Origin of the sequence: Pseudomonas halotolerans (genome assembly GCF_039581215.1) — a bacterium.
Classification (GTDB): Bacteria; Pseudomonadota; Gammaproteobacteria; order Pseudomonadales; family Pseudomonadaceae; genus Aquipseudomonas; species Aquipseudomonas tehranensis.
The window spans coordinates 135,518-155,473 of the sequence record NZ_JBCNTJ010000006.1 but is presented as its reverse complement, the minus strand read 5'-3'; the positions used below and the strand labels follow the sequence as shown (position 1 = coordinate 155,473).

Annotated in this window: 11 protein-coding genes; 4 read left to right on the top strand and 7 right to left on the bottom strand. The window is 60.6% G+C overall.

Features of this window, described 5'->3' with window-relative positions:
• Positions 1 to 151: 151 nt before the first annotated feature.
• Positions 152 to 1,954: an acyl-CoA dehydrogenase gene (locus tag AAIS01_RS10760; RefSeq protein WP_343468943.1), complete on the bottom strand. Its 1,803-nt coding sequence runs from the start codon at positions 1,952 to 1,954 to the stop codon at positions 152 to 154.
• A 273-nt stretch (positions 1,955 to 2,227) separates the two neighbouring features.
• Positions 2,228 to 6,181, bottom strand: a complete 3,954-nt coding sequence (putA, locus tag AAIS01_RS10755; RefSeq protein WP_343468942.1) for a trifunctional transcriptional regulator/proline dehydrogenase/L-glutamate gamma-semialdehyde dehydrogenase — start codon at positions 6,179 to 6,181, stop codon at positions 2,228 to 2,230.
• Between the two features lie 466 nt (positions 6,182 to 6,647).
• On the opposite strand from putA, the gene putP reads away from it, so the two are divergent.
• A complete protein-coding gene (putP, locus tag AAIS01_RS10750) occupies positions 6,648 to 8,132 on the top strand; it encodes a sodium/proline symporter PutP (protein ID WP_343468941.1) in 1,485 nt (494 codons plus the stop codon).
• Positions 8,133 to 8,225: 93 nt separating this feature from the next.
• Here putP and AAIS01_RS10745 read toward each other — a convergent pair whose 3' ends face one another.
• Positions 8,226 to 8,720, bottom strand: a complete 495-nt coding sequence (locus AAIS01_RS10745) for a DUF2165 family protein (protein ID WP_343468940.1) — start codon at positions 8,718 to 8,720, stop codon at positions 8,226 to 8,228.
• A gap of 265 nt (positions 8,721 to 8,985) precedes the next feature.
• Between AAIS01_RS10745 and AAIS01_RS10740 the strand changes: the two genes are divergently transcribed.
• The 3 genes from AAIS01_RS10740 (at position 8,986) to AAIS01_RS10730 (ending at position 12,708) form a co-directional block, all read left to right on the top strand.
• Positions 8,986 to 11,043, top strand: coding sequence for a type VI secretion system Vgr family protein (locus AAIS01_RS10740; RefSeq protein ID WP_343468939.1), 2,058 nt, complete (start codon positions 8,986 to 8,988; stop codon positions 11,041 to 11,043).
• Positions 11,040 to 11,774, top strand: a complete 735-nt coding sequence (locus tag AAIS01_RS10735; RefSeq protein WP_343468938.1) for a DUF4123 domain-containing protein — start codon at positions 11,040 to 11,042, stop codon at positions 11,772 to 11,774. The genes AAIS01_RS10740 and AAIS01_RS10735 overlap by 4 nt, the downstream gene beginning before the upstream one ends.
• 94 nt (positions 11,775 to 11,868) lie before the next feature.
• Positions 11,869 to 12,708 (top strand): 23S rRNA (adenine(2030)-N(6))-methyltransferase RlmJ, encoded by an 840-nt coding sequence (locus AAIS01_RS10730; protein ID WP_343468937.1) that lies wholly within the window; start codon positions 11,869 to 11,871, stop codon positions 12,706 to 12,708.
• Positions 12,709 to 12,856: 148 nt separating this feature from the next.
• Here AAIS01_RS10730 and msrA read toward each other — a convergent pair whose 3' ends face one another.
• From msrA to aceF, 4 genes are all read right to left on the bottom strand, one after another.
• Entirely contained in the window at positions 12,857 to 13,504 is a 648-nt protein-coding gene (gene msrA / locus AAIS01_RS10725; protein ID WP_047226186.1) for a peptide-methionine (S)-S-oxide reductase MsrA, read from the bottom strand.
• A gap of 218 nt (positions 13,505 to 13,722) precedes the next feature.
• Complete coding sequence (locus AAIS01_RS10720) at positions 13,723 to 16,416, bottom strand: putative bifunctional diguanylate cyclase/phosphodiesterase (RefSeq protein ID WP_343468936.1); 2,694 nt, start codon at positions 16,414 to 16,416, stop codon at positions 13,723 to 13,725.
• A 182-nt stretch (positions 16,417 to 16,598) separates the two neighbouring features.
• Positions 16,599 to 18,005 (bottom strand): alkaline phosphatase D family protein, encoded by a 1,407-nt coding sequence (locus AAIS01_RS10715; RefSeq protein WP_343468935.1) that lies wholly within the window; start codon positions 18,003 to 18,005, stop codon positions 16,599 to 16,601.
• 313 nt (positions 18,006 to 18,318) lie between these two features.
• Positions 18,319 to 19,956 (bottom strand): dihydrolipoyllysine-residue acetyltransferase, encoded by a 1,638-nt coding sequence (gene aceF / locus AAIS01_RS10710; protein ID WP_343468934.1) that lies wholly within the window; start codon positions 19,954 to 19,956, stop codon positions 18,319 to 18,321.

Here is a 19,956-nt window from a genome sequence, read left to right as displayed (position 1 = left end):
GCGGGCTTGCTCGCGAAGGCGGCGTGTCAATCGCAATTGATTTGCCGGATCCAACGCTTTCGCGAGCAAGCCCGCTCCCACAGTAGATTCGGGTGGCCAGAGAATCTGCGTTCACCGCCGATTGGATTTCAGCCGCGCCGCAAGAACTGGATCAGAACCACTCATCCCGCATCCCCAGGCACGTATCATCCCGCGCCTCGAGAATCGCCAGCTCATGGTGGCACCCTGGCACCTCCCAAGTCAGGAAGTAACGCGCCGCCTGCAGCTTGCCTTTATAGAAGTCGGTGTCCGCCGCGCTCCCCTTGGCCAGGCCTTCCTCGGCCCGAATCGCCTGTTCCAGCCAGCGCCAGCCAATCACCATGTGCCCAAACACCTTGAGGTACAGCGCCGAGTTGGCGAGGCTGCTGTTGACCTTGCCCTGGGCCAGGTCCGTCAGCAGGCCCAGGGTGACGGTTTGCAGGCGCGCCACCAACGTTTCAAGCGGCTGGCGTAATGGCGTCAACGATGGGTGCGCCTGGGCCCGTTCAGTGGTGTCGGCCACCAGGCGGATCAACTGCTTGAGCCCGGCACCGCCGTTCTGTGCCAGCTTTCGCCCCAGCAGGTCCAGGGACTGGATGCCGTGGGTGCCTTCGTGAATCGGGTTCAAGCGGTTGTCGCGGTAATACTGCTCGACCGGGTATTCGCGGGTGTAGCCGTGGCCACCCAGAATCTGGATCGCCAGTTCGTTGGCCTTCAGGCAAAACTCCGATGGCCAGGATTTGACAATCGGAGTCAACAAATCCAGCAATTCATGAGCGCGTCTGCGCTCGGCTTCGCTTTCAAGGGTGGTGGTGTCGTCGAACAGGCGCGCCGCGTACAGGCCCAGGTCAAATGCGCCTTCAACGTAGGCCTTCTGAGTCAGCAGCATGCGACGTACATCGGCGTGCTGGATGATCGCCACCGGGGCGGTGGTGGGGTCCTTGCTGTCGGGCACCCGGCCTTGCGGACGTTCGCGGGCGTATTCAAGGGAATACAGGTAGCCGGCGTAACCCAGCATCACCGCACCCATGCCAACGCCGATTCGCGCTTCGTTCATCATCTGGAACATGTAGCTCAGGCCGTGGTGCGGTTTTCCTACCAAGTAACCGACGCATTCGCCGTTGTCGCCGAAATTCAGTGCCGTGGAGGTGGTGCCGCGCCAGCCCATCTTGTGGAACAGCCCGGCCAGCAGCACGTCGTTACGTTGGCCGAGGCTGCCGTCGTCATTGACCAGGAACTTGGGCACGATAAACAGCGAGATACCCTTAACCCCGGGCGGCGCGTCCGGCAACTTCGCCAGGACCATGTGTACGATATTTTCCGACAGCGGATGATCGCCGCCGGAGATGAAGATCTTGTTGCCCTTGAGCCGATAAGTGCCGTCGGATGCCGGCTCAGCACGGGTACGAATATCCGACAGCGAAGAGCCGGCGTGGGGTTCGGTCAGGGCCATGGTGCCGAAGAAGCGCCCCTCGATCATCGGTTGCAGGAAGCGTTGTTTTTGCTCCTCGCTGCCGAAGCTTTCGATCAGGTTCGCCGCGCCCATGGTCAGGAACGGGTAAGAAGTCGACGCGGCGTTGGCCGACTGGAAATGCGCGAAGCAGGCCTGGGACAGCAGCGTCGGCAATTGCATACCGCCGGCCTCGAAACTGCGCGCGGCATTGAGAAAACCGGCCTCCAGGAAGGCATCCACCGCCGGTTTCACTTCCGGGATCAGAATCGCCTGACCGTCCTCGTAGCGCGGCTCGTTTTCATCGTTCTTGCGGTTATGCGGTGCGAAATATTTCTCGGCGATGCTGCGGGCTGTGCCGATGGCCGCGTCGAAGGTTTCGCGATTGTGCTCGGCAAACCGCTCGCGCTGGGTCAGGCCCTCGGCATCGAGGACTTCGTACAGCTCGAAAGCCAGATTGCGGGAACTGAGCAACGTCTCGGACATGGCGGCCTACCTTTTTTTGGAATGGGCCGAGTCTAGGCGTGGCAATAGAGGCTGAACAGGATGATTGATTTGGGTGATGGAGGAGAGAGTGCGACGCTAATCAAATGTGGGAGTGGGCTTTGTGGGAGCAAGGCTTGCCCGCGACGAAAGCGCCGCAGTCTCTTGAGTACCGCAGTGCCTGGATCGCGAGCAAGCTCTGCTCCCACAGAGTTCATCCCCACAAGGGATTTCGTTGACCAGGCACCCATTGCAGGTGCCTGGTCTACAGCGGGTTTAGCCGATGGTCATCAGGCTGGCGTTACCACCGGCCGCTGCGGTGTTGACGCTCAAGGCCCGCTCGATCACCAAACGCTCCAACGCAATGTTGGTCTCGCCCTGGGACAAACCATGTACCCCGACGATGGCGCCGGCACGCTTGGCCACCTGCTGGCAAACGTCGCGCAGTTGGTCCGAATCGCCGTGGTGCAGGACCGCGTCGAACAGCACATCGTCCTTGGTCCAGTCGGCAACCCGCTGGATGCGTGCCTGAATCTCTTTCGGCAAGCGTGCGAACAAGGCCTTGCTGGTGTCGGTTTCCGGCCACACGGCCGAGCCGCCCACGGCCAGTACGGCCGCCAGTTGCGTCAGCAGGTCGCCTTCCACGTCGGCCAGGCACAGCACGTGCTCGCGGGGCAGGATGGCGTAGCTGTTGCGTTCGCCGGTCGGACCGGTCAGTTGGCGGGTGATACCGCTTTGCGATTGAGCCGCGAACTGTACGCACAGGGCGCTCAGTTCGGCGAGTTTCTGGCTGTCTGCCCAGGCTTGCAGGGCGGTCAGCGGCTTGCTCATGGCGTCACGCAAACGCAGGTCTGGCGCGTTGAGTGCGTCGTCACGGACGAACGACTGCTGGATCGCATCGGTCGGACGGGTCGACAGCAGGCGGTACAGGTACAGCGGACCACCGGCCTTGGGACCGGTGCCCGACAGGCCTTCGCCGCCGAACGGTTGCACGCCGACCACGGCGCCCACGATGTTGCGGTTCACGTAGACGTTACCGGCATGGACGTTATCGATCACCTTGGCGATGGTCTCGTCGATGCGGGTGTGTACGCCCAGGGTCAGGCCATAACCGGAGGCATTGATCTGGTTGATCAGTTGATCCAGTTCCTTGCGCTTGTAGCGCACCACGTGCAGCACCGGGCCAAAGATTTCGCGCTGCAGTTCGTCGAAGCTTTCCAGCTCGATCAGGGTGGGCATCACAAAGGTGCCGCGCTTGCATTCGGCGCTGTCGGCGATTGCCATCTGGTAAACGGTGCGACCTTTGTCGCGCATGGCCTGGATGTGTTTCTCGATACCGGCCTTGGCTTCGGCATCGATCACCGGGCCGATGTCTACCGACAGACGCTCCGGGTTGCCGAGGCGCGATTCGGCCATGGCGCCCTTGAGCATTTCGATGACTCGGTCGGCCGAGTCTTCCTGCAAGCACAGGACCCGCAGGGCCGAGCAACGCTGGCCGGCGCTATCGAATGCTGAAGACACCACGTCGATGACCACTTGTTCGGTCAGGGCCGAGGAGTCGACGATCATCGCGTTTTGGCCGCCGGTTTCGGCGATCAGCGGGATCGGCCGCCCCTGGTTGTCCAGGCGCCCGGCGATGTTGCGTTGCAACAGACGAGCGACTTCGGTGGAACCGGTGAACATCACGCCTTTGACCCGATCATCACCCACCAGGCGGGCGCCAACGGTTTCGCCACGCCCTGGCAGCAGTTGCAGCACGCCTTCCGGAATACCGGCTTCGAGCATCAGGCGCACGGCTTGGGCGGCCACCAGCGGCGTCTGCTCGGCAGGCTTGGCCAGTACCGGGTTGCCGGCGGCCAGTGCGGCGGCCACTTGTCCGCTGAAAATCGCCAGCGGGAAGTTCCACGGGCTGATGCAGACCACAGGGCCCAGTGGGCGGTGGGCATCGTTGGTGAAGTCATTGCGGGCCTGCACGGCGTAGTAACGCAGGAAGTCTACGGCTTCACGCACTTCGGCAATGGCGTTGGCGAAGGTCTTGCCGGCTTCGCGGGCCAGCAGGCCCATCAGCGGCTGGATCTCGCCTTCCATCAGGTCGGCGGCGCGCTCCAGGATCGCCGCGCGCTCGGCCGGCGGCGTGGCCTGCCAGATAGGTGCAGCGTTGAGCGCGCACTGGATGGCGTTGTCGACGTCTGCGACCGTGGCTTCCTGTACATGGCCGACCACGTCACGGTGATCGGACGGATTCAAAACCTGTGCCGGTGTTTCTTCGCTGGCTGCGCAACCGAGCATCGGCGCGGCTTTCCAGTTGTTATGAGCGGTGGCCAGCAGGGCGCAAGACAGCGACGCCAGGCGATGTTCGTTGGCCAGGTCGATGCCGCTGGAGTTGGCGCGTTCGCTGCCATACAGGTCACGCGGCAGCGGAATACGCGGGTGCGGCAAGCCGAAACCGCCTTCCAGGGTTGCCATCTGCTCGATGCTGGCCACCGGATCGGCCACCAGCTCCTGAATGGAAATGGACTGGTCGGCGATGCGGTTGACGAACGAGGTGTTGGCGCCGTTTTCCAACAGGCGACGCACCAGGTACGCCAGCAGCGTTTCGTGGGTGCCGACCGGGGCGTACACGCGGCACGGACGGTTCAACTTGCCTTCCGAGACTTTGCCTACAACCTGTTCGTACAGTGGTTCACCCATGCCGTGCAGGCACTGGAACTCATACTGGCCCGGGTAATAGTTCTGACCGGCGATGTGATAAATCGCCGACAGAGTGTGGGCATTGTGCGTGGCGAATTGCGGGTAGATGGCTTCCGGCACCGACAGCAGTTTGCGCGCGCAGGCGATGTAGGAGACGTCGGTGTACACCTTGCGGGTGTAGACCGGATAGCCTTCCAGGCCTTCGACCTGGGCGCGCTTGATCTCACTGTCCCAGTAGGCGCCTTTCACCAGGCGGATCATCAGGCGGTGACGGCTGCGGCGGGCCAGATCGATGACGTAGTCGATCACGTACGGGCAACGCTTCTGGTAGGCCTGGATCACGAAGCCAATGCCGTTCCAGCCGGTCAGCTGTGGTTCGAAGCACAGGCGTTCCAGCAGGTCCAGGGACAGCTCGAGGCGATCGGCTTCTTCGGCGTCGATGTTCAGGCCGATGTCGTATTGTTTGGCCAGCAGGGTCAGCGACAGCAGGCGCGGGTACAGCTCTTCCATGACGCGCTCGTACTGGGCGCGGCTGTAGCGGGGGTGCAGGGCCGAGAGCTTGATGGAAATGCCCGGACCTTCATAAATTCCGCGGCCGTGGGACGCCTTGCCGATCGAGTGGATGGCTTGTTCGTACGAGGCCAGGTATTTCTGGGCGTCATGTTCGGTGAGTGCGGCTTCACCCAGCATGTCGTAGGAATAGCGGAAACCCTTGGTCTCGAATTTGTTGGCGTTGGCCAGGGCTTCGGCGATGGTTTCGCCGGTGACGAACTGCTCGCCCATCAGGCGCATCGCCATGTCGACGCCCTTGCGGATCATCGGCTCGCCGCTCTTGCCAATGATGCGGCTCAGAGAGGAAGTCAGGCCCGCTTCATTATGGGTGGCGACCAGTTTGCCGGTCAGCAGCAGGCCCCAAGTGGCGGCGTTGACGAACAGCGATGGGCTGTTGCCCAGGTGTGGGTGCCAGTTGCCGGTGCTGATCTTGTCGCGGATCAGTGCATCGCGAGTGCCTTTGTCCGGGATACGCAGCAGCGCCTCGGCCAGGCACATCAGCGCCACGCCTTCCTGGGACGACAGGGAAAACTCCTGCAACAGCCCCTGAACAATACCGGCACGGCCGCCGGCACTCTTCTGGTTACGCAGTTTTTCAGCAATCGAGGCGGCCAGTTTGTTGGTGGCTTCGGCCATGTCGGCCGGCAGGCGCGCCTGCTCGATCAGCATCGGCACCACTTCCGGCTCCGGTCGACGGTAAGCGGCCGTGATAGAAGCGCGCAGGACCGATTGCGGCAAGATGCTTTCGGCAAACTCCAGGAAGCACTGGTGCGCGTGGTCGACCTGAACGTCGCCGGCCTCATCGTTGTCGGCACGGGTCGAACCGTTCAGTTCGGTCAGGGTTGCACCACCCTCGAGTTTTTCCAGGTAATTGAAAATTGCCTGCTTGATCAGCCAGTGGGGCGTGCGATCAATCGAGGTCGCGGCCGCCTTGAGGCGTTCGCGGGTTGGGTCATCGAGTTTGACCCCAAGGGTGGTGGTAGCCATATTTTTATCCTCATGTTTACCACGTATTGCGTGGCATCAGCTGGCGGCAAGATTAGCTGTGAGCTGGTCGAGGTGCAACCGGGTGCAACCTTTTTTCGTCGAAAAAATAAGCAGCTCATCAGGAAAATAAAAATCGTGGTTCCAACGGTGTCTCTGCTTAGTGCATTGGCTTCTAGCAAAAGGTTGATACCGCACTAAAAGGGAGCAAAAACCAGTCATTGGGCGAAAAAACCGACTAGGTGCAACTGATTCGAGCGAAACTGGTTGCACCTTATTTCATTTGTTGAATAGCATTCGCCGCCAAGGTGCAACCGGCTCGAAGTCGAGGGGCATCGGCTGATGGCTTTCCTGGGGAAACATCAGTCATAAATTCGCGGGTCCTGGAAACGTCAAACAAGGTCTATGGTTGACTTGTCGACGCTTCCTACTGCCACCGCTACATAAAAACAAAGCCAGGGCGTAACTCATGAGTGTTAGTAATCCCACCCTGATCACTTTCGTGATCTATATCGCAGTAATGGTCCTGATCGGCCTGATGGCTTATCGCTCCACCAATAACCTTTCCGATTACATCCTGGGCGGTCGCAGCCTGGGCAGCGTCGTGACTGCATTGTCCGCCGGTGCCTCCGACATGAGCGGCTGGCTGTTGATGGGCTTGCCCGGTGCTATCTACATGTCCGGCCTGTCGGAAGGCTGGATCGCCATTGGCCTGATCATCGGTGCCTACCTGAACTGGCTGTTCGTGGCCGGACGGCTGCGGGTACAGACCGAGCACAACGGTGATGCGCTGACACTGCCGGATTACTTCTCCAGCCGTTTTGAAGATACCAGCGGCCTGCTGCGGATCATCTCTGCGGTGGTGATCCTGGTGTTCTTCACCATCTACTGCGCTTCCGGCATCGTGGCCGGTGCCCGTCTGTTTGAAAGCACCTTCGGCATGTCCTACGAGACAGCGCTGTGGGCCGGTGCGGCGGCAACCATTGCCTACACCTTCATCGGTGGCTTCCTGGCCGTGAGCTGGACCGACACCGTACAAGCGACGCTGATGATCTTTGCACTGATCCTTACGCCGATCATCGTTCTGTTGGCTACCGGCGGCGTGGACACCACGTTCCTGGCCATCGAAGCGAAGGATCCTACCGCTTTCGACATGCTGAAAAACACCACGTTCATCGGCGTGATCTCGCTGATGGGCTGGGGTCTTGGCTACTTCGGCCAGCCGCATATCCTGGCGCGTTTCATGGCTGCCGATTCGGTCAAGTCCATCGCCAAGGCCCGTCGTATCTCGATGGCCTGGATGATTCTCTGCCTGGGCGGCACCGTGGCTGTCGGCTTCTTCGGTATCGCCTACTTCTCGGCACACCCGGAAGTGGCCGGTCCCGTGACCGAGAACCCTGAGCGGGTGTTCATCGAGCTGGCCAAGCTGCTGTTCAACCCATGGGTGGCCGGTGTGCTGCTGTCGGCGATCCTGGCGGCTGTCATGAGCACCCTGAGCTGCCAGTTGCTGGTGTGCTCCAGTGCGCTGACCGAAGACTTCTACAAGGCTTTCCTGCGCAAGGGTGCGTCCCAGCTGGAGCTGGTCTGGGTCGGTCGCGCCATGGTGCTGCTGGTGGCAGTGGTTGCCATCCTCCTGGCGGCCAACCCGGAAAACCGCGTGCTGGGTCTGGTGAGCTACGCCTGGGCCGGTTTCGGTGCAGCCTTCGGTCCTGTGGTCCTGATCTCGGTGATCTGGAAAAACATGACCCGTAACGGCGCGCTGGCAGGCATCCTGGTGGGGGCGATCACTGTGATCGTCTGGAAGCACTTCGAGCTGCTGGGTCTGTACGAAATCATCCCTGGCTTCATCTTCGCCAGCCTGGCGATCTACTTCGTCAGCAAGATGGGCTCGCCTACCGCCGGTATGCTGCAGCGCTTCGAAGCGGCTGAAAAAGATTTCCGCCTGAACCAGTAAGGCTTTCAGCGAGGCCTTGACGGCTCGCGCGAAGGTTGTGAATAGAAAAACGGCCCGTTCTCCATGGAGACGGGCCGTTTTTTTTATGGGTAGTCAGTCCAGCTCTGCGTCGGCCTGATTGAGGAAAATCAGCACGCCCAGTAGCGCCATGTAGAACCTGAAAGCCGCGTCCTGGCCATTCCAGATTTCTGATTGCCACATCAGAAACCATTCCCCGCCAACCACCATGAAGCCAAAGAACCAGACGAAGAAACCCGCCGTCAAACCGATGATGGCCCAGCGCTTGGCCTGGGCGAAAACCAGGCTTGGGGTTTTACGTGCCTGCCATAGTTTCAGCGCGCCATAGCCCAGCAAGCCTGCGGTGAGCGCCTCGCCGAGGATGATCAGCCAGTAGGCACCGTGCCATGCCCAAGGCTGGTCGATGGCGCGATAGCGCGCGGCATTGTCGGGGAAGGTGGTGTCCATGCTCAGCACGTGATGGACGAAATTGAAGTTGGAGTTGTAGTCCGTGAGATTGTTGAACACGGTCAGCAAGGCGAAAGCGGCGAGGGCCAGGGTCATTGCGATTTTTGCGTAGCGAGTCGTCATGGGTTGCATCCTTTGCTTTTGCGACGAAAGGACGTTATCACGGCCTATGGCAGTCCCGGAGGCCGTCGCGTTGTAGGAAGTTGCTGATTGTTTCGTGCGGCGACTTTTGTACCGCCCATGCGCGGGATGTCTGTCGGAAAACACAGCGCGCGATGCGGCTTTTATCTTCTTGAATGTAAGGCGATTCTTTTTTTCCTGACCGCTGATCAACTCTCTCTGCTGCTCATGCAGAATCGGCCGCTTTTATTCAGCAGAGGCACATCGGATGTTCGCGCCTGCCAACCAACCGCGTTTTACGCTGACACTCGACAGCGGGCCGAATGAACTCAAGGTGCTTGAGTTCAGGGGCAAGGAAGCCATCAGTCAACCCTATCGCTTTGATCTGGAACTGGTCAGCGAACGATCGGATCTGGCACTGGAAGAGCTTCTGCATCGTCAGGCCTTTCTGGCTTTCGATGATCGGGGACGGGGGATACACGGCCAGGTGTATAGCGCGGCCCAGGGCGACTCGGGCACGCGCTTGACCCGTTACCAGATCAGTCTGGTTCCACGCCTGGCTTACCTGGACCATCGAATCAACCAGCGGATTTTCCAGCACCTGAGTGTGCCGGCAATCATTACCCTGATCCTGGCGGATCACGGGATACAGGGTGACGCGTTCCAGTTCAACCTCGGTGGGCAATACCCCGAGCGCGAATACTGTGTGCAGTTTGGTGAAAGCGACCTGGCCTTCATCGCACGGATCTGCGCCGAGGTCGGGATTCATTATCACTTCCGGCACAGCCACGACGGCCATCTGTTGGTCTTCGGTGACGACCAGACGGTGTTTCCCCGTCTGCCCGAGTCGACGATGTATCTGCCCGGCAGTGGCATGGCCGCCGACGAGCCGGCGATCAAGCGCCTGGCTGTGCGACTGCAGACCCGGACCACGGCGGTGACGCTGCGTGACTACGATTTCCACAAGCCGGGTCTACTGTTGCAAACCAGCTTGGACAGTCAGCAGCAACCGGTTCTGGAGGCGTATCACTACCCCGGTCGGTTTACTGATCGCGACCATGGCCGGCACCTTACCCAACGCGCACTGGAGCGCCATGGCGCCGATCACCGTCTGGCCGAGGGGCGCAGCGACCAATGCGCGCTCGTCAGTGGACACTTTCTCCAAATCAACGGGCATCCCCGAGCGCAGTGGAATGATCTCTGGCTGCTCACGCAAGTCACCCACCATGGGCGCCAGCCCCAAGTGCTGGAGGAAGCGATCAGTGACAGCCCGGATGAGTTTCAGGGCTACAGCAATACGTTTCTCGCCACCCCGTGGGACGTTTTCTTTCGTCCGCCCTTGTCCCGCGAAAAGCCACCCGCCCATGGTTATCAGTCGGCGGTGGTGACGGGGCCGGTGGACAGCGAGATCCATTGCGACGAATACGGGCGGGTCAAGGTGCAACTAATCTGGGATCGCGACGGCCAGCGCGACGAGCACTCCAGTTGCTGGCTACGGGTGGCCACGGGTTGGGCGCATGATCGCTACGGCGGCGTGATGATCCCCCGGGTCGGCATGGAGGTGCTGGTGGGTTTCATCGACGGTGATGTGGACAAGCCATTGGTCGTGGGCTGCCTGCCGAACGGCGCGACCCCGGTGCCCCTGGACCTGCCGGCCGATAAAACCCGCAGCATATTGCGCAGCCGGAGCAGCCCCGGTGGGGGAGGCTATAACGAATTGCGCATCGAGGATCGTCAAGGCGCCGAGGAGATTTACCTGCGGGCCCAGCGCAACTGGACCCAGCATGTGCTGCATGATCAGCGGGTTCAGGTTGATCACGAACGCAGCATCGTCGTCACCGGCACGGCCCGGCATGAGCTCAAGGCCGACGAGTTGCGCATCACCCATGGCCAGCGCCAGGCTGAGGTCAGGCAGGATGATCATCTGGTGGTGGCCGGCGAGCGGCATATTCGGGTAACCCGTCAGGTCCTCAATGCCACGCAGCAATTTCATGTCAGTGCCGGGCAGCAAGTGGTCCTCGATGCTGGCGTCAGCGCGACCATTCAGGCCGGGGGACATTGGATCAATATCGGCGCGGGGGGAATCTTCAGCAGCGTGCCGATCGAGGTCGGCGGGGCCCCATTGGCAGCCATGAATGCCGCGCCCGGTTCACCCGGCAGTCCCGAAAAACTGGTCGCGGCCGCAGCCGCTCCACTTTCCTTGGCGCAGATTCTCAGCCTGCGAGGGCAGGCGCCATTCTGCGAGGAATGCGAGCGTTGCAAAGGGGGCGTGTGCGAGCCATTACCGGTGATACCCAGGCAGGCTGATACTGAGGGGCGTCCATGAACACTGGTCAATCTCCCCGCGCCTGGCTTGAGCAACAACCCTTGCAGGCATCCGAGCAGCTCTACGCCATCTTCAGTAGCGCCAGTACCGCCGGGCCGTTGATGGCCTGGAGGCGTTCGATGACTTTCGCGCCCAGCCCGATCTGGGCCGACACACCTTACGCGGGCTGGGAAACGGTCATGCCCTATGTCGGTGCTGTCGCCCCAGACAGTGGGTTTCTTGACTGGGTCGCGGCGACCGACTCGCTCGATTGGGGCTGGCTGGCAGTGAGCGCTTGCAGCCAGCAAAGCCTTGCCGAACATTTGCGCGGGCTCACTCAGGTTCTGCTGCCCGGTGGCAAATCGGTTTTTTTCCGTTTCTGGGATGGTGGTTTTATCCAGCCCATCCTGCGGTCGGCCGCGGTGGACGTTGGCCAGCTATTACCCCCGATCAGCCGCTGCCTGATCAACGGTCGGTCCCTTGAGATCCTGGGAAATGCGCAGCGACCGGCTCGAACGTTCCCCTGGTGGGAAGTGCCCGCGCTGTTATTACAGGAACTGGCCGGGGATACGACGGACTGCCTGCTCAATAACCTGCTCAAGTGGTTGAGCGAAGAGCATCCGTATTTGTTCGAACAGGCCGACGAGAGCATCCTGCGCTGCAAGATCAGGCATTTTCTTGGGGAGCCAGGGATGGCCCATGGGCCAAAAGCCCCCCTGCAAGAATACTTGATGCAGGAATTGGGCAGATGACCACCGGGTGTGGTTACGGCCCGTCCGCTCGGCTGCGAACCCCTGACGTTGGGCGCGCTTCAAGGTAAACTCCTCGGCCTTCGCAGGAGCCGCCATGAATTATCGCCACGCCTTCCACGCCGGCAATCACGCCGATGTGTTCAAACACCTGACCTTGACCCGTCTCATCGCTTTGATGTCGCGCAAGGAGCAGCCCTTTGCCTATCTCGATACCCATGCGGGCATCGGGCTTTACGACTTGCAGGGCGATCAGGCCAATCGTACCGGCGAATACCTTGAAGGCATCGCGCGGTTGTGGGGCCAGGAGGATCTGCCCGCGCTGACCGCCGACTACATGAAAGTGCTGCACGAGATGAACCCGGACGGGCAGTTGCGCTACTACCCGGGTTCACCGGAACTGGCACGGCGCCTGACCCGGTCGCAGGATCGGGTGCTTCTCAACGAAAAACATCCAGAAGACGGCGTGCTGCTCAAGGACAACATGAAAGGCGACCGTCGCGTGGCGGTGCACCTGGGCGAAGGCTGGCACGTGCCTCGGGCGCTGCTGCCGGTGGCGGAAAAACGCGGCCTGATGTTGATCGATCCGCCCTTTGAGCAACTTGACGAGATGCAACGCTGCGCCGCGTCACTCAAGGAGGCCATTGGCCGGATGCGCCAGACAGTGGCAGCAATCTGGTACCCGGTGAAGGACCAGCGGATGTTACGTCGTTTCTACCAGGACCTGGCCGGCACAGGTGCGCCGAAATTGCTGCGAGTGGAATTGCTGGTGCATCCGCTGGCCACGCCCAATAGCCTGAACGGCTCCGGTTTGGCGATTGCCAATCCGCCATGGGGGCTGGAGGAAGAGTTGCGCGAGCTGTTGCCGTGGTTGTCGAAGAAGCTTGGTCAGACCCAGGGCGGCTGGCAGATGGATTGGCTGATCGCTGAAGGCTGATGGTTGGCCGGGTGCATTGATAGGCCTGGAAGGACGCCTTCGCGAGCAAGCCCGCTCCCACAGGGTTCCGGGCATGACCACGCGCTTGTGATCAATTCAGGTCCCTGTGGGAGCGGGCTTGCTCGCGAAGCTTTTCAGGGCCTGGGAATCAGATCGGGCAAGTCACGCCCGTACCGCCAATTCCGCAATAGCCCTCGGGATTCTTCGCCAGATATTGCTGGTGATAGGCTTCGGCAAAGAAGAACGTCGGGGCTTCTTCGATTTCGGTGGTGATGACGCCTTTCCCGGCCTTGGTCAATTCAGCCTGAAACACTTGCGCGCTGTGCTTGGCGGCAGCCAGTTGGGTTGGGTTGGTGGCATAGATCACCGAGCGGTACTGGGTGCCAATGTCATTGCCCTGGCGCATGCCCTGGGTCGGGTTGTGCAGCTCCCAGAACATTTTCAAAAGCTGCTCGTAGCTGACTTTTTCCGGCTCGTAGACCACCAGGACCACTTCGCTGTGGCCGGTAAGGCCCGAGCAGACTTCTTCGTACGTCGGGTTCGGCGTAAAGCCACCGGCGTAACCCACCGCTGTACTGACCACGCCTTCGCGCTGCCAGAACTTGCGTTCCGCGCCCCAGAAACAGCCCAGGCCGAAGATCGCGAAATCCACGTCCATGGCAAACGGACCCAGCAGCGGCGCATCGTGGACGAAGTGTTTTTCCGGCACGGTCATTGGGGTTTCACGGCCAGGCAGAGCTTGTTCTTGAGTAGGGAGCACGTTTTTGTTCACCAGGATTTCCGAGCGCAAGACCATCATCAGTCCTCTCAGTCAGATTGAATTGAGCGAATAAGACCGTCAGTGTGCCCAATGCCGATTCGTTAAGAAAGCGACAACTGTGGCGAGGGATTCAGCCCTGTTGGGCCGAGTCCTGCGGGCGCGACCGAAGGCCGTGATCTTTTGACCTTTCACTTTGGACTCAATTGGCGGGGGAAAGATCGCAGCCTCGTTGCACTCGACAGCTCCTACTGGCGTCAGACGAGCGGCCCGCGTGGATAGCGCTTGAGCTTTTCGATCAGCTCCGCGCCAGGGATCGGACGGTCGAACAGGTAGCCCTGGCCGACGTCGCAGCGATGGCGCCGCAGGAACGCCAGCTGCTGTGCGGTTTCGATACCTTCGGCCACCACCTTGAGTTTCAGGTTGTGGGCCATGGCGATCACCGCGGAAGTGATTTCCATGTCGTCCTGGTTGTCCGGGATCTCGTGGATAAAGCTGCGATCGATCTTGATGATATCGATCGGGAATTTTTTCAGGTAGCTCAGGGATGAATAACCGGTGCCGAAGTCGTCCATGGCCAGGGTCAGGCCCAGGCGCTTGAGTTGGTCGAGCTGCAGGTGGGTGTCTTCGGTGGCCTCCAGCAGCAGGCCTTCGGTCAGTTCCAGTTCCAGCAGGCGGGCCGGCAGTTGTTCTTCCTTGAGGATGCTGGCGATCGAGGCGACCAGGTCCGGATCGGAGAACTGCTTGGGCGACAGGTTGATCGCCACTTGCAGGTTACCCAGGCCAGCGGCGGTCAATTGCTTGCTCATGCGGCAAGCCTGACGGGCGATCCATTTGCCAATGGGGATGATCAGGCCGGTTTCTTCGGCCACGCTGATGAACTGGTCCGGGCGAATCATGCCCTTCTCGGGGTGGTTCCAGCGCAGCAACGCCTCCATGCCCAGCAGGCGACCGCTGCGCAGGCACAGCTTGGGCTGGTAGAACACGTCCAGTTCGTTCTGGGTCAAGGCGCGGCGCAGGTTGTTTTCCACGAACAGCTTGTAGCTGGCCTCGGCGTTCAACGCTTCGGTGAAAACCTGGACCTGATGCTTGCCGTTGGCTTTGGCCTTGTGCAAAGCGAGCCCGGCGTTGCGCATCAGGGTCTGGGGGTCGCGGCCGTGCAGTGGCGCGCAGGCCAGGCCAACGGAGCCGGTCACGCTGATCAGCTGGTTATCCACGAACATCGGCTTGTCGAGCGTCATCAGCAACTGGCTGGCGATCTGCTGCCCGGCCTCCAGGTCGGTGTCGTCCAACAGTACGGCGAATTCATTGCTGGCGAAGCGTGCCAGGCTGCCGCTGGGGCTCAGGCTGTTGCGCAAGCGTCGGGCCAGGCTGATCAGCAGCTTGTCTCCGGTCTGATGGCCGAGGCTGTCATTGATGCGCTTGAAGTTGTCGATGTCCACCAGCAACAGGCTGATGGGCGAATCGCTGTCCCGGGCAAAGCGCTCATCGAGGTTGCGGATGAACGCCGGGCGGTTGCCCAGGTTGGTCAGGTTGTCGGTGTAGGCCAGGCGCTCGATGCGCTGTTGGGCCAGTTTGGTCTGGGTGATGTCTTCGTAAATGCCGATGTAGTGGGTCAGTTCACGGTTATCGCCATAGACCTTGGAAATCGACAATTGGCCCCAGTAGGGTTCCAGATTCTTGCGCCTGCTCTTGAATTCACCTTGCCAGCTATTGCTCTGGGCCAGGGCCGACGGTGCATCGAACAGCAGCTCGCTGAGGTTTTCCAGGGCCGGCAGTTCCGAGAGGCGCTGGCCGTGGACTTCCTCGGTGGAGTATTGGGTGATGGCGGTGAAGCTGGGGTTGACGTATTCCACCACGCCGTCGCAATTGACCAACAGGAACGCGTTGGCGCTCTGCTCCACGGCACGCTGGAACAAGTGCAGGGCGTTGGTGGCGGTCCGTCGGTTGTGGTTGTTGATGACCTGGGCGAACTGGTCAGCCAGTTCACCGGCAAAGGCGATCTCGTCGGACTGCCAGGCGCGGGTGACGCCAATTTGCTCCAGGCACAGGACGCCCACCACCTGGCCGTCGATGCGAACGCTGGCGTCGAGCATGGCGTTGACTTCGCGGGTGCGCAGGCTAGCGGCCATTTCCCGGGTACGCGGGTCGCGCATCGCATTGTGCGCGTCGATGGCGCGGCAGGCCTGCAGCGCCTCCATGTAGTCGGGAAACTCGTTGGCGTTGATCACGTCCGGCAGAAAGTAGTCCTGGGAAGCGCGGTTATAAGCCGAAATCGGCACCAACTGGCCGTCTTCCAGGTTCCAGATGCTGGCGCAATCAATCTGGTAGATGTCGCAGGCACTGCGGGTGATGAGCTCGGCGGCTTCCTGCAGTGAATTGTTGGCGCTGTAGCGCTGGCGGGTCAGCAGCAGGATCAGGTCCTGTTGGGCGCGCACCCGGTCCAAGTGTTGAAGCTGCTCCTGCTGGGCGCGCTGGTTCAATTCCAGGGCGATTTGCAGGCGCGAATTTTGAGTTTCCAGGTCCAGAGCCGGCATCGACGGCTCGCTTGCGAGCAAATCGTCCACAGACAGCAGATAGCCGCGTAGTAGATGGCGATTGTGCTGTTTATAGGGCTCGCCCATCTCCAGCAGGTTCATGGGGCCCTTGGCGGTGTGGAGCGTGTAGCGGATCAGATAATGCGGGGCCTGGGCCAGTTGCTGCTGGATCGCATCGTGGAGTTGATAGCGCGCTTCGGGCTCCATCAGGCTGGCGTAGGGTGAACTGACCAGCGAGCAAAGCTCTACCGCCGGCAGGCCGAAATAACGTTCGCAGTTGGGATCGAGGAACAGCAGCGCCCAGCTCGCTTCATTCAGCCGTTCGAAACGCAGCATGCCGAGCCGCGAGGGCACCGGTAACTGCGTCACTACCTCGGCCGCCATACGGCTGGCGGCATCGGGTTGGCTTTTCATGGGGAAACTCGCTTCGAAAATGCTGATCGCGCCGGGCTGACGCCCTCGTTATTACGGACTGCCGCAAGGTTGCATCATTGCGGCACTGGCTGACAAGAGAGATGAAGGCCAAGTGCTATAAACCTTTTATCGGCCGACAAGCGAATTTCTCCAGCCGTCGACCGATCAGAGGGCCTGAGTGGTTATACCACTCGTCCGCGCAACGGGATATCAACGGTCTGTAATGAAGTACCGTCACGGTCATGAAAAGTGACCCGAACGCTCTGGTCCGTGACATGCAGGCGGGCGAAGTTGTCTTGGCTGATCACTTTGCTGGTCAGTTCGTACTGGTATTCACCGCCCCCGGCCCTGGCCATGGCTCTGTTGAAAATAAAATCGGATGGTTTTGCAAAGGGCAGCAGCTTGCTGTTGTAAAACGGCGAGGAAACGATGGTATGGACTTCGAAATCCGGGTCTTGGCTGTGACCCAGGCGGCTGGTCATGGAGCCGTGAATGTCGCCCGACACGAAAATCACATTCTTGATCCCATGGCCTCGGATGGTTTCCAGAAGGCGCAGACGTTGGGCCGGGAAGGCTTGCCAGGCATCACCGTCATTGCGTTTGCTGTCAGGGTAGAACAGGACGCTGGTCACGACGAATTTGACTCGGGCAGGGCTGTTGATAAGCCAGGCAAGCAGTGACTGCTCCTGTTCCACGTCGAGGATGCGTCGATCATCGGCTGACAGGTTGCGTCGGGTCCGGCTGTCAGTGACGAACCATTCGATATCGCCGTGAGTGAATGTGTACCAGAACTGTTTTAACGGCTTCTTTAATGTTCCATCGCTTAAAAGTTCATGGGCTGGGCTATGGCTGGCTTGATAAAGTCCATAAGCGCTCATGGCGTTGGCATATAAAACTTCATCCTTGGCGCATTGGTTGGCTGGCCAGTTATCTTCAATTTCATGGTCGTCGAGGATCATGTAAGTCGGCACGCCGGACATGAGTTTTTTAATGTGTGGCTGGGAAAAAACGGTGCGGTACTTGAACAGAATGTCCTGATAGGTCCGGTCCGGCGCAATACTATTCAAGTCGTCGAGATAAACCTGATCCCCGACCATCAAAACGCCGCTGATCGGCGGGTCGGCCTGGTCCACGATGCGGTTGATGCCAGCGAATGTCCGGTCTCCGAGTTCAGGAGTCGACGCGCGGCCCCCAGTGATCCGCAGGTAGCGGCAAGAACCCACGATATAGGCGCGTGTTGCGCCGGTTTTGCTGGAGGGGGTGCGGAACTGGTAAATACTTGCAGGCCACTGCAGCGGCAGCTCCTGGATGGTTTCCACGGTGTGGGTCGGGCTAAGGGGGGCGAGCCAGCCGGCCTGGTACTCATAGGCGGTGTCGGCTTGAAGACCTGTTAATACGATGACGTCAGACATGTCGCGGTAGCTATTCAACAGAACAAAGTGTCCCTTTGACCATGTTGTATCGCCTTGGCGCCTGTGACGAATGCCGGCAAATGTCAGGGTGCCGCTGCCCTTGTCTGCGCGCAGGAATATTCGCGCGTGATCGGTTGTCGTGTGGCCAACGATGGGGCCAACAGTGGGTTTAAACATATTCGAATCCATTCGAAGTTCATTATTTTTTAAATATGGGAGCTAGCACTTAGTTGTCCGGCCGAAGGAATGCTAAAGGGTGGCGGGAAATAAATGTTGATGGAGGAGGGGGCGTAACTTGTGGGCAATGACCAATGGGAGGTGTAGTCATTTATCTTGGGCGAGGTAGGAAAATTGCTAGATCGTTTCCTGTGCGGGGGTTGAGTTCTATCCCAGGCAAAAAAAGCCCCGCCAAATGGGCGGGGTTGAGGTACGAGCGTGGCGCTCGGAAAACAGCGGTCCGAAGGGCCCTCCGTGGGAGGGCTGCCCGGTGTTACAGCAAGATGGTGCGGATGTCGCCCAGCAGGTCGCTCAGACGCTTGGTGAAGCGTGCAGCGGCGGCGCCGTTGATCACACGGTGATCGTAGGACAGCGACAGTGGCAGCATCAGCTTCGGCTGGAAGGCTTTACCGTCCCAGACGGGCTGGATGGTGGCTTTGGAGACCCCCAGGATCGCCACTTCCGGCGCGTTGACGATCGGCGTGAAGCCGGTGCCGCCAATGTGGCCGAGACTGGAAATGGTGAAGCAGGCGCCCTGCATGTCGTCGGCGGTGAGCTTTTTGCTCCGGGCTTTTTCGGCCAGGGCAGCGGCTTCGCCAGCCAGTTGCAGCAGGCTCTTCTGGTCGACGTTGCGGATGACCGGTACCAGCAGGCCTTCCGGGGTGTCGACGGCAAAACCGATGTGCACGTATTTCTTGCGGATCACAGCTTTGCCGCTTGGGGCCAGCGAGCTGTTGAAGTCCGGCAGTTCCTTGAGCAGATGCGCGCAGGCCTTGAGCAGCAGTGGCAGCACGGTCAGCTTGACGCCGGCCTTCTCGGCCACGGCTTTTTGCGCGACGCGGAAAGCTTCCAGTTCGGTGATGTCGGCCTGGTCGAACTGAGTCACGTGCGGAATGTTCAGCCAGCTGCGGTGCAGGCTCGACGCGCCGATTTGCATCAGGCGAGTCATTGCCACTTCTTCGGTTTCGCCGAAGCGGCTGAAATCCACTGCCGGGATCGGCGGGATGCCCGCACCACCGGTAGCGCCTTCGGCCGGAGCGTTCTTGGCCTTCTGCATCATGGCCTTGACGTAAGCCTGCACGTCTTCCTTCAGCACACGACCGTGTGGACCGCTTGGGCCGACGGCGGACAGCTCGACACCAAACTCACGGGCCAACTGACGCACCGCAGGGCCGGCGTGCACCTTGGCGCCGCTTGGGGCGGGTGCGGCAGCCGGTGCGGGTGCTGGTGCAGTCTCGGCCTTGGCGGCAGGCGCGGCAGCCGGAGCAGGAGCGGCTTCGGCCTTGGCGGCAGGCGCAGCAGCCTGGGCTGGGGCAGCAGGTGCTGCAGCACCGGCCACTTTCAGCTTCAGGATCAGGTCACCGGTGCCCACTTCGTCTTCCAGCTTGATCTCGACGCTTTCCACCACACCGGCAGCCGGCGACGGGATTTCCATGCTGGCTTTATCGGATTCCAGGGTGATCAGCGACTGGTCGGCTTCGACGGTGTCGCCGACCTTGACCAGCACTTCGATGATCTTGGCCTTGCCCGAGGAGCCAATGTCCGGAACATGAATGTCCTGGACCGTGGCGGCGGCCGGTGCGGCGGCAGGGGCGGGAGCCGCCTCAGCAACCGGTGCGGCGGCAGGCTTTTCAACCGCCGGGGCAGCAGGAGCCGCCGCCTCAGGCGCCGCAGCGGCGCCCTCGACTTCCAGCTCCAGCAGTTCGTCGCCTTCTTTCAGGCGATCGCCCAGCTTCACTTTCAGGCTTTTGACGATACCGGCCTTCGGCGCAGGCACTTCCATGCTGGCCTTGTCCGATTCCAGCGTCAGGATGCTCTGCTCGGCTTCGATGCGGTCGCCGACCTTCACAAACAGTTCAATGACTTCACCTTCACCGCTGCCGATGTCAGGTACGCGAATGAGTTCGCTCAC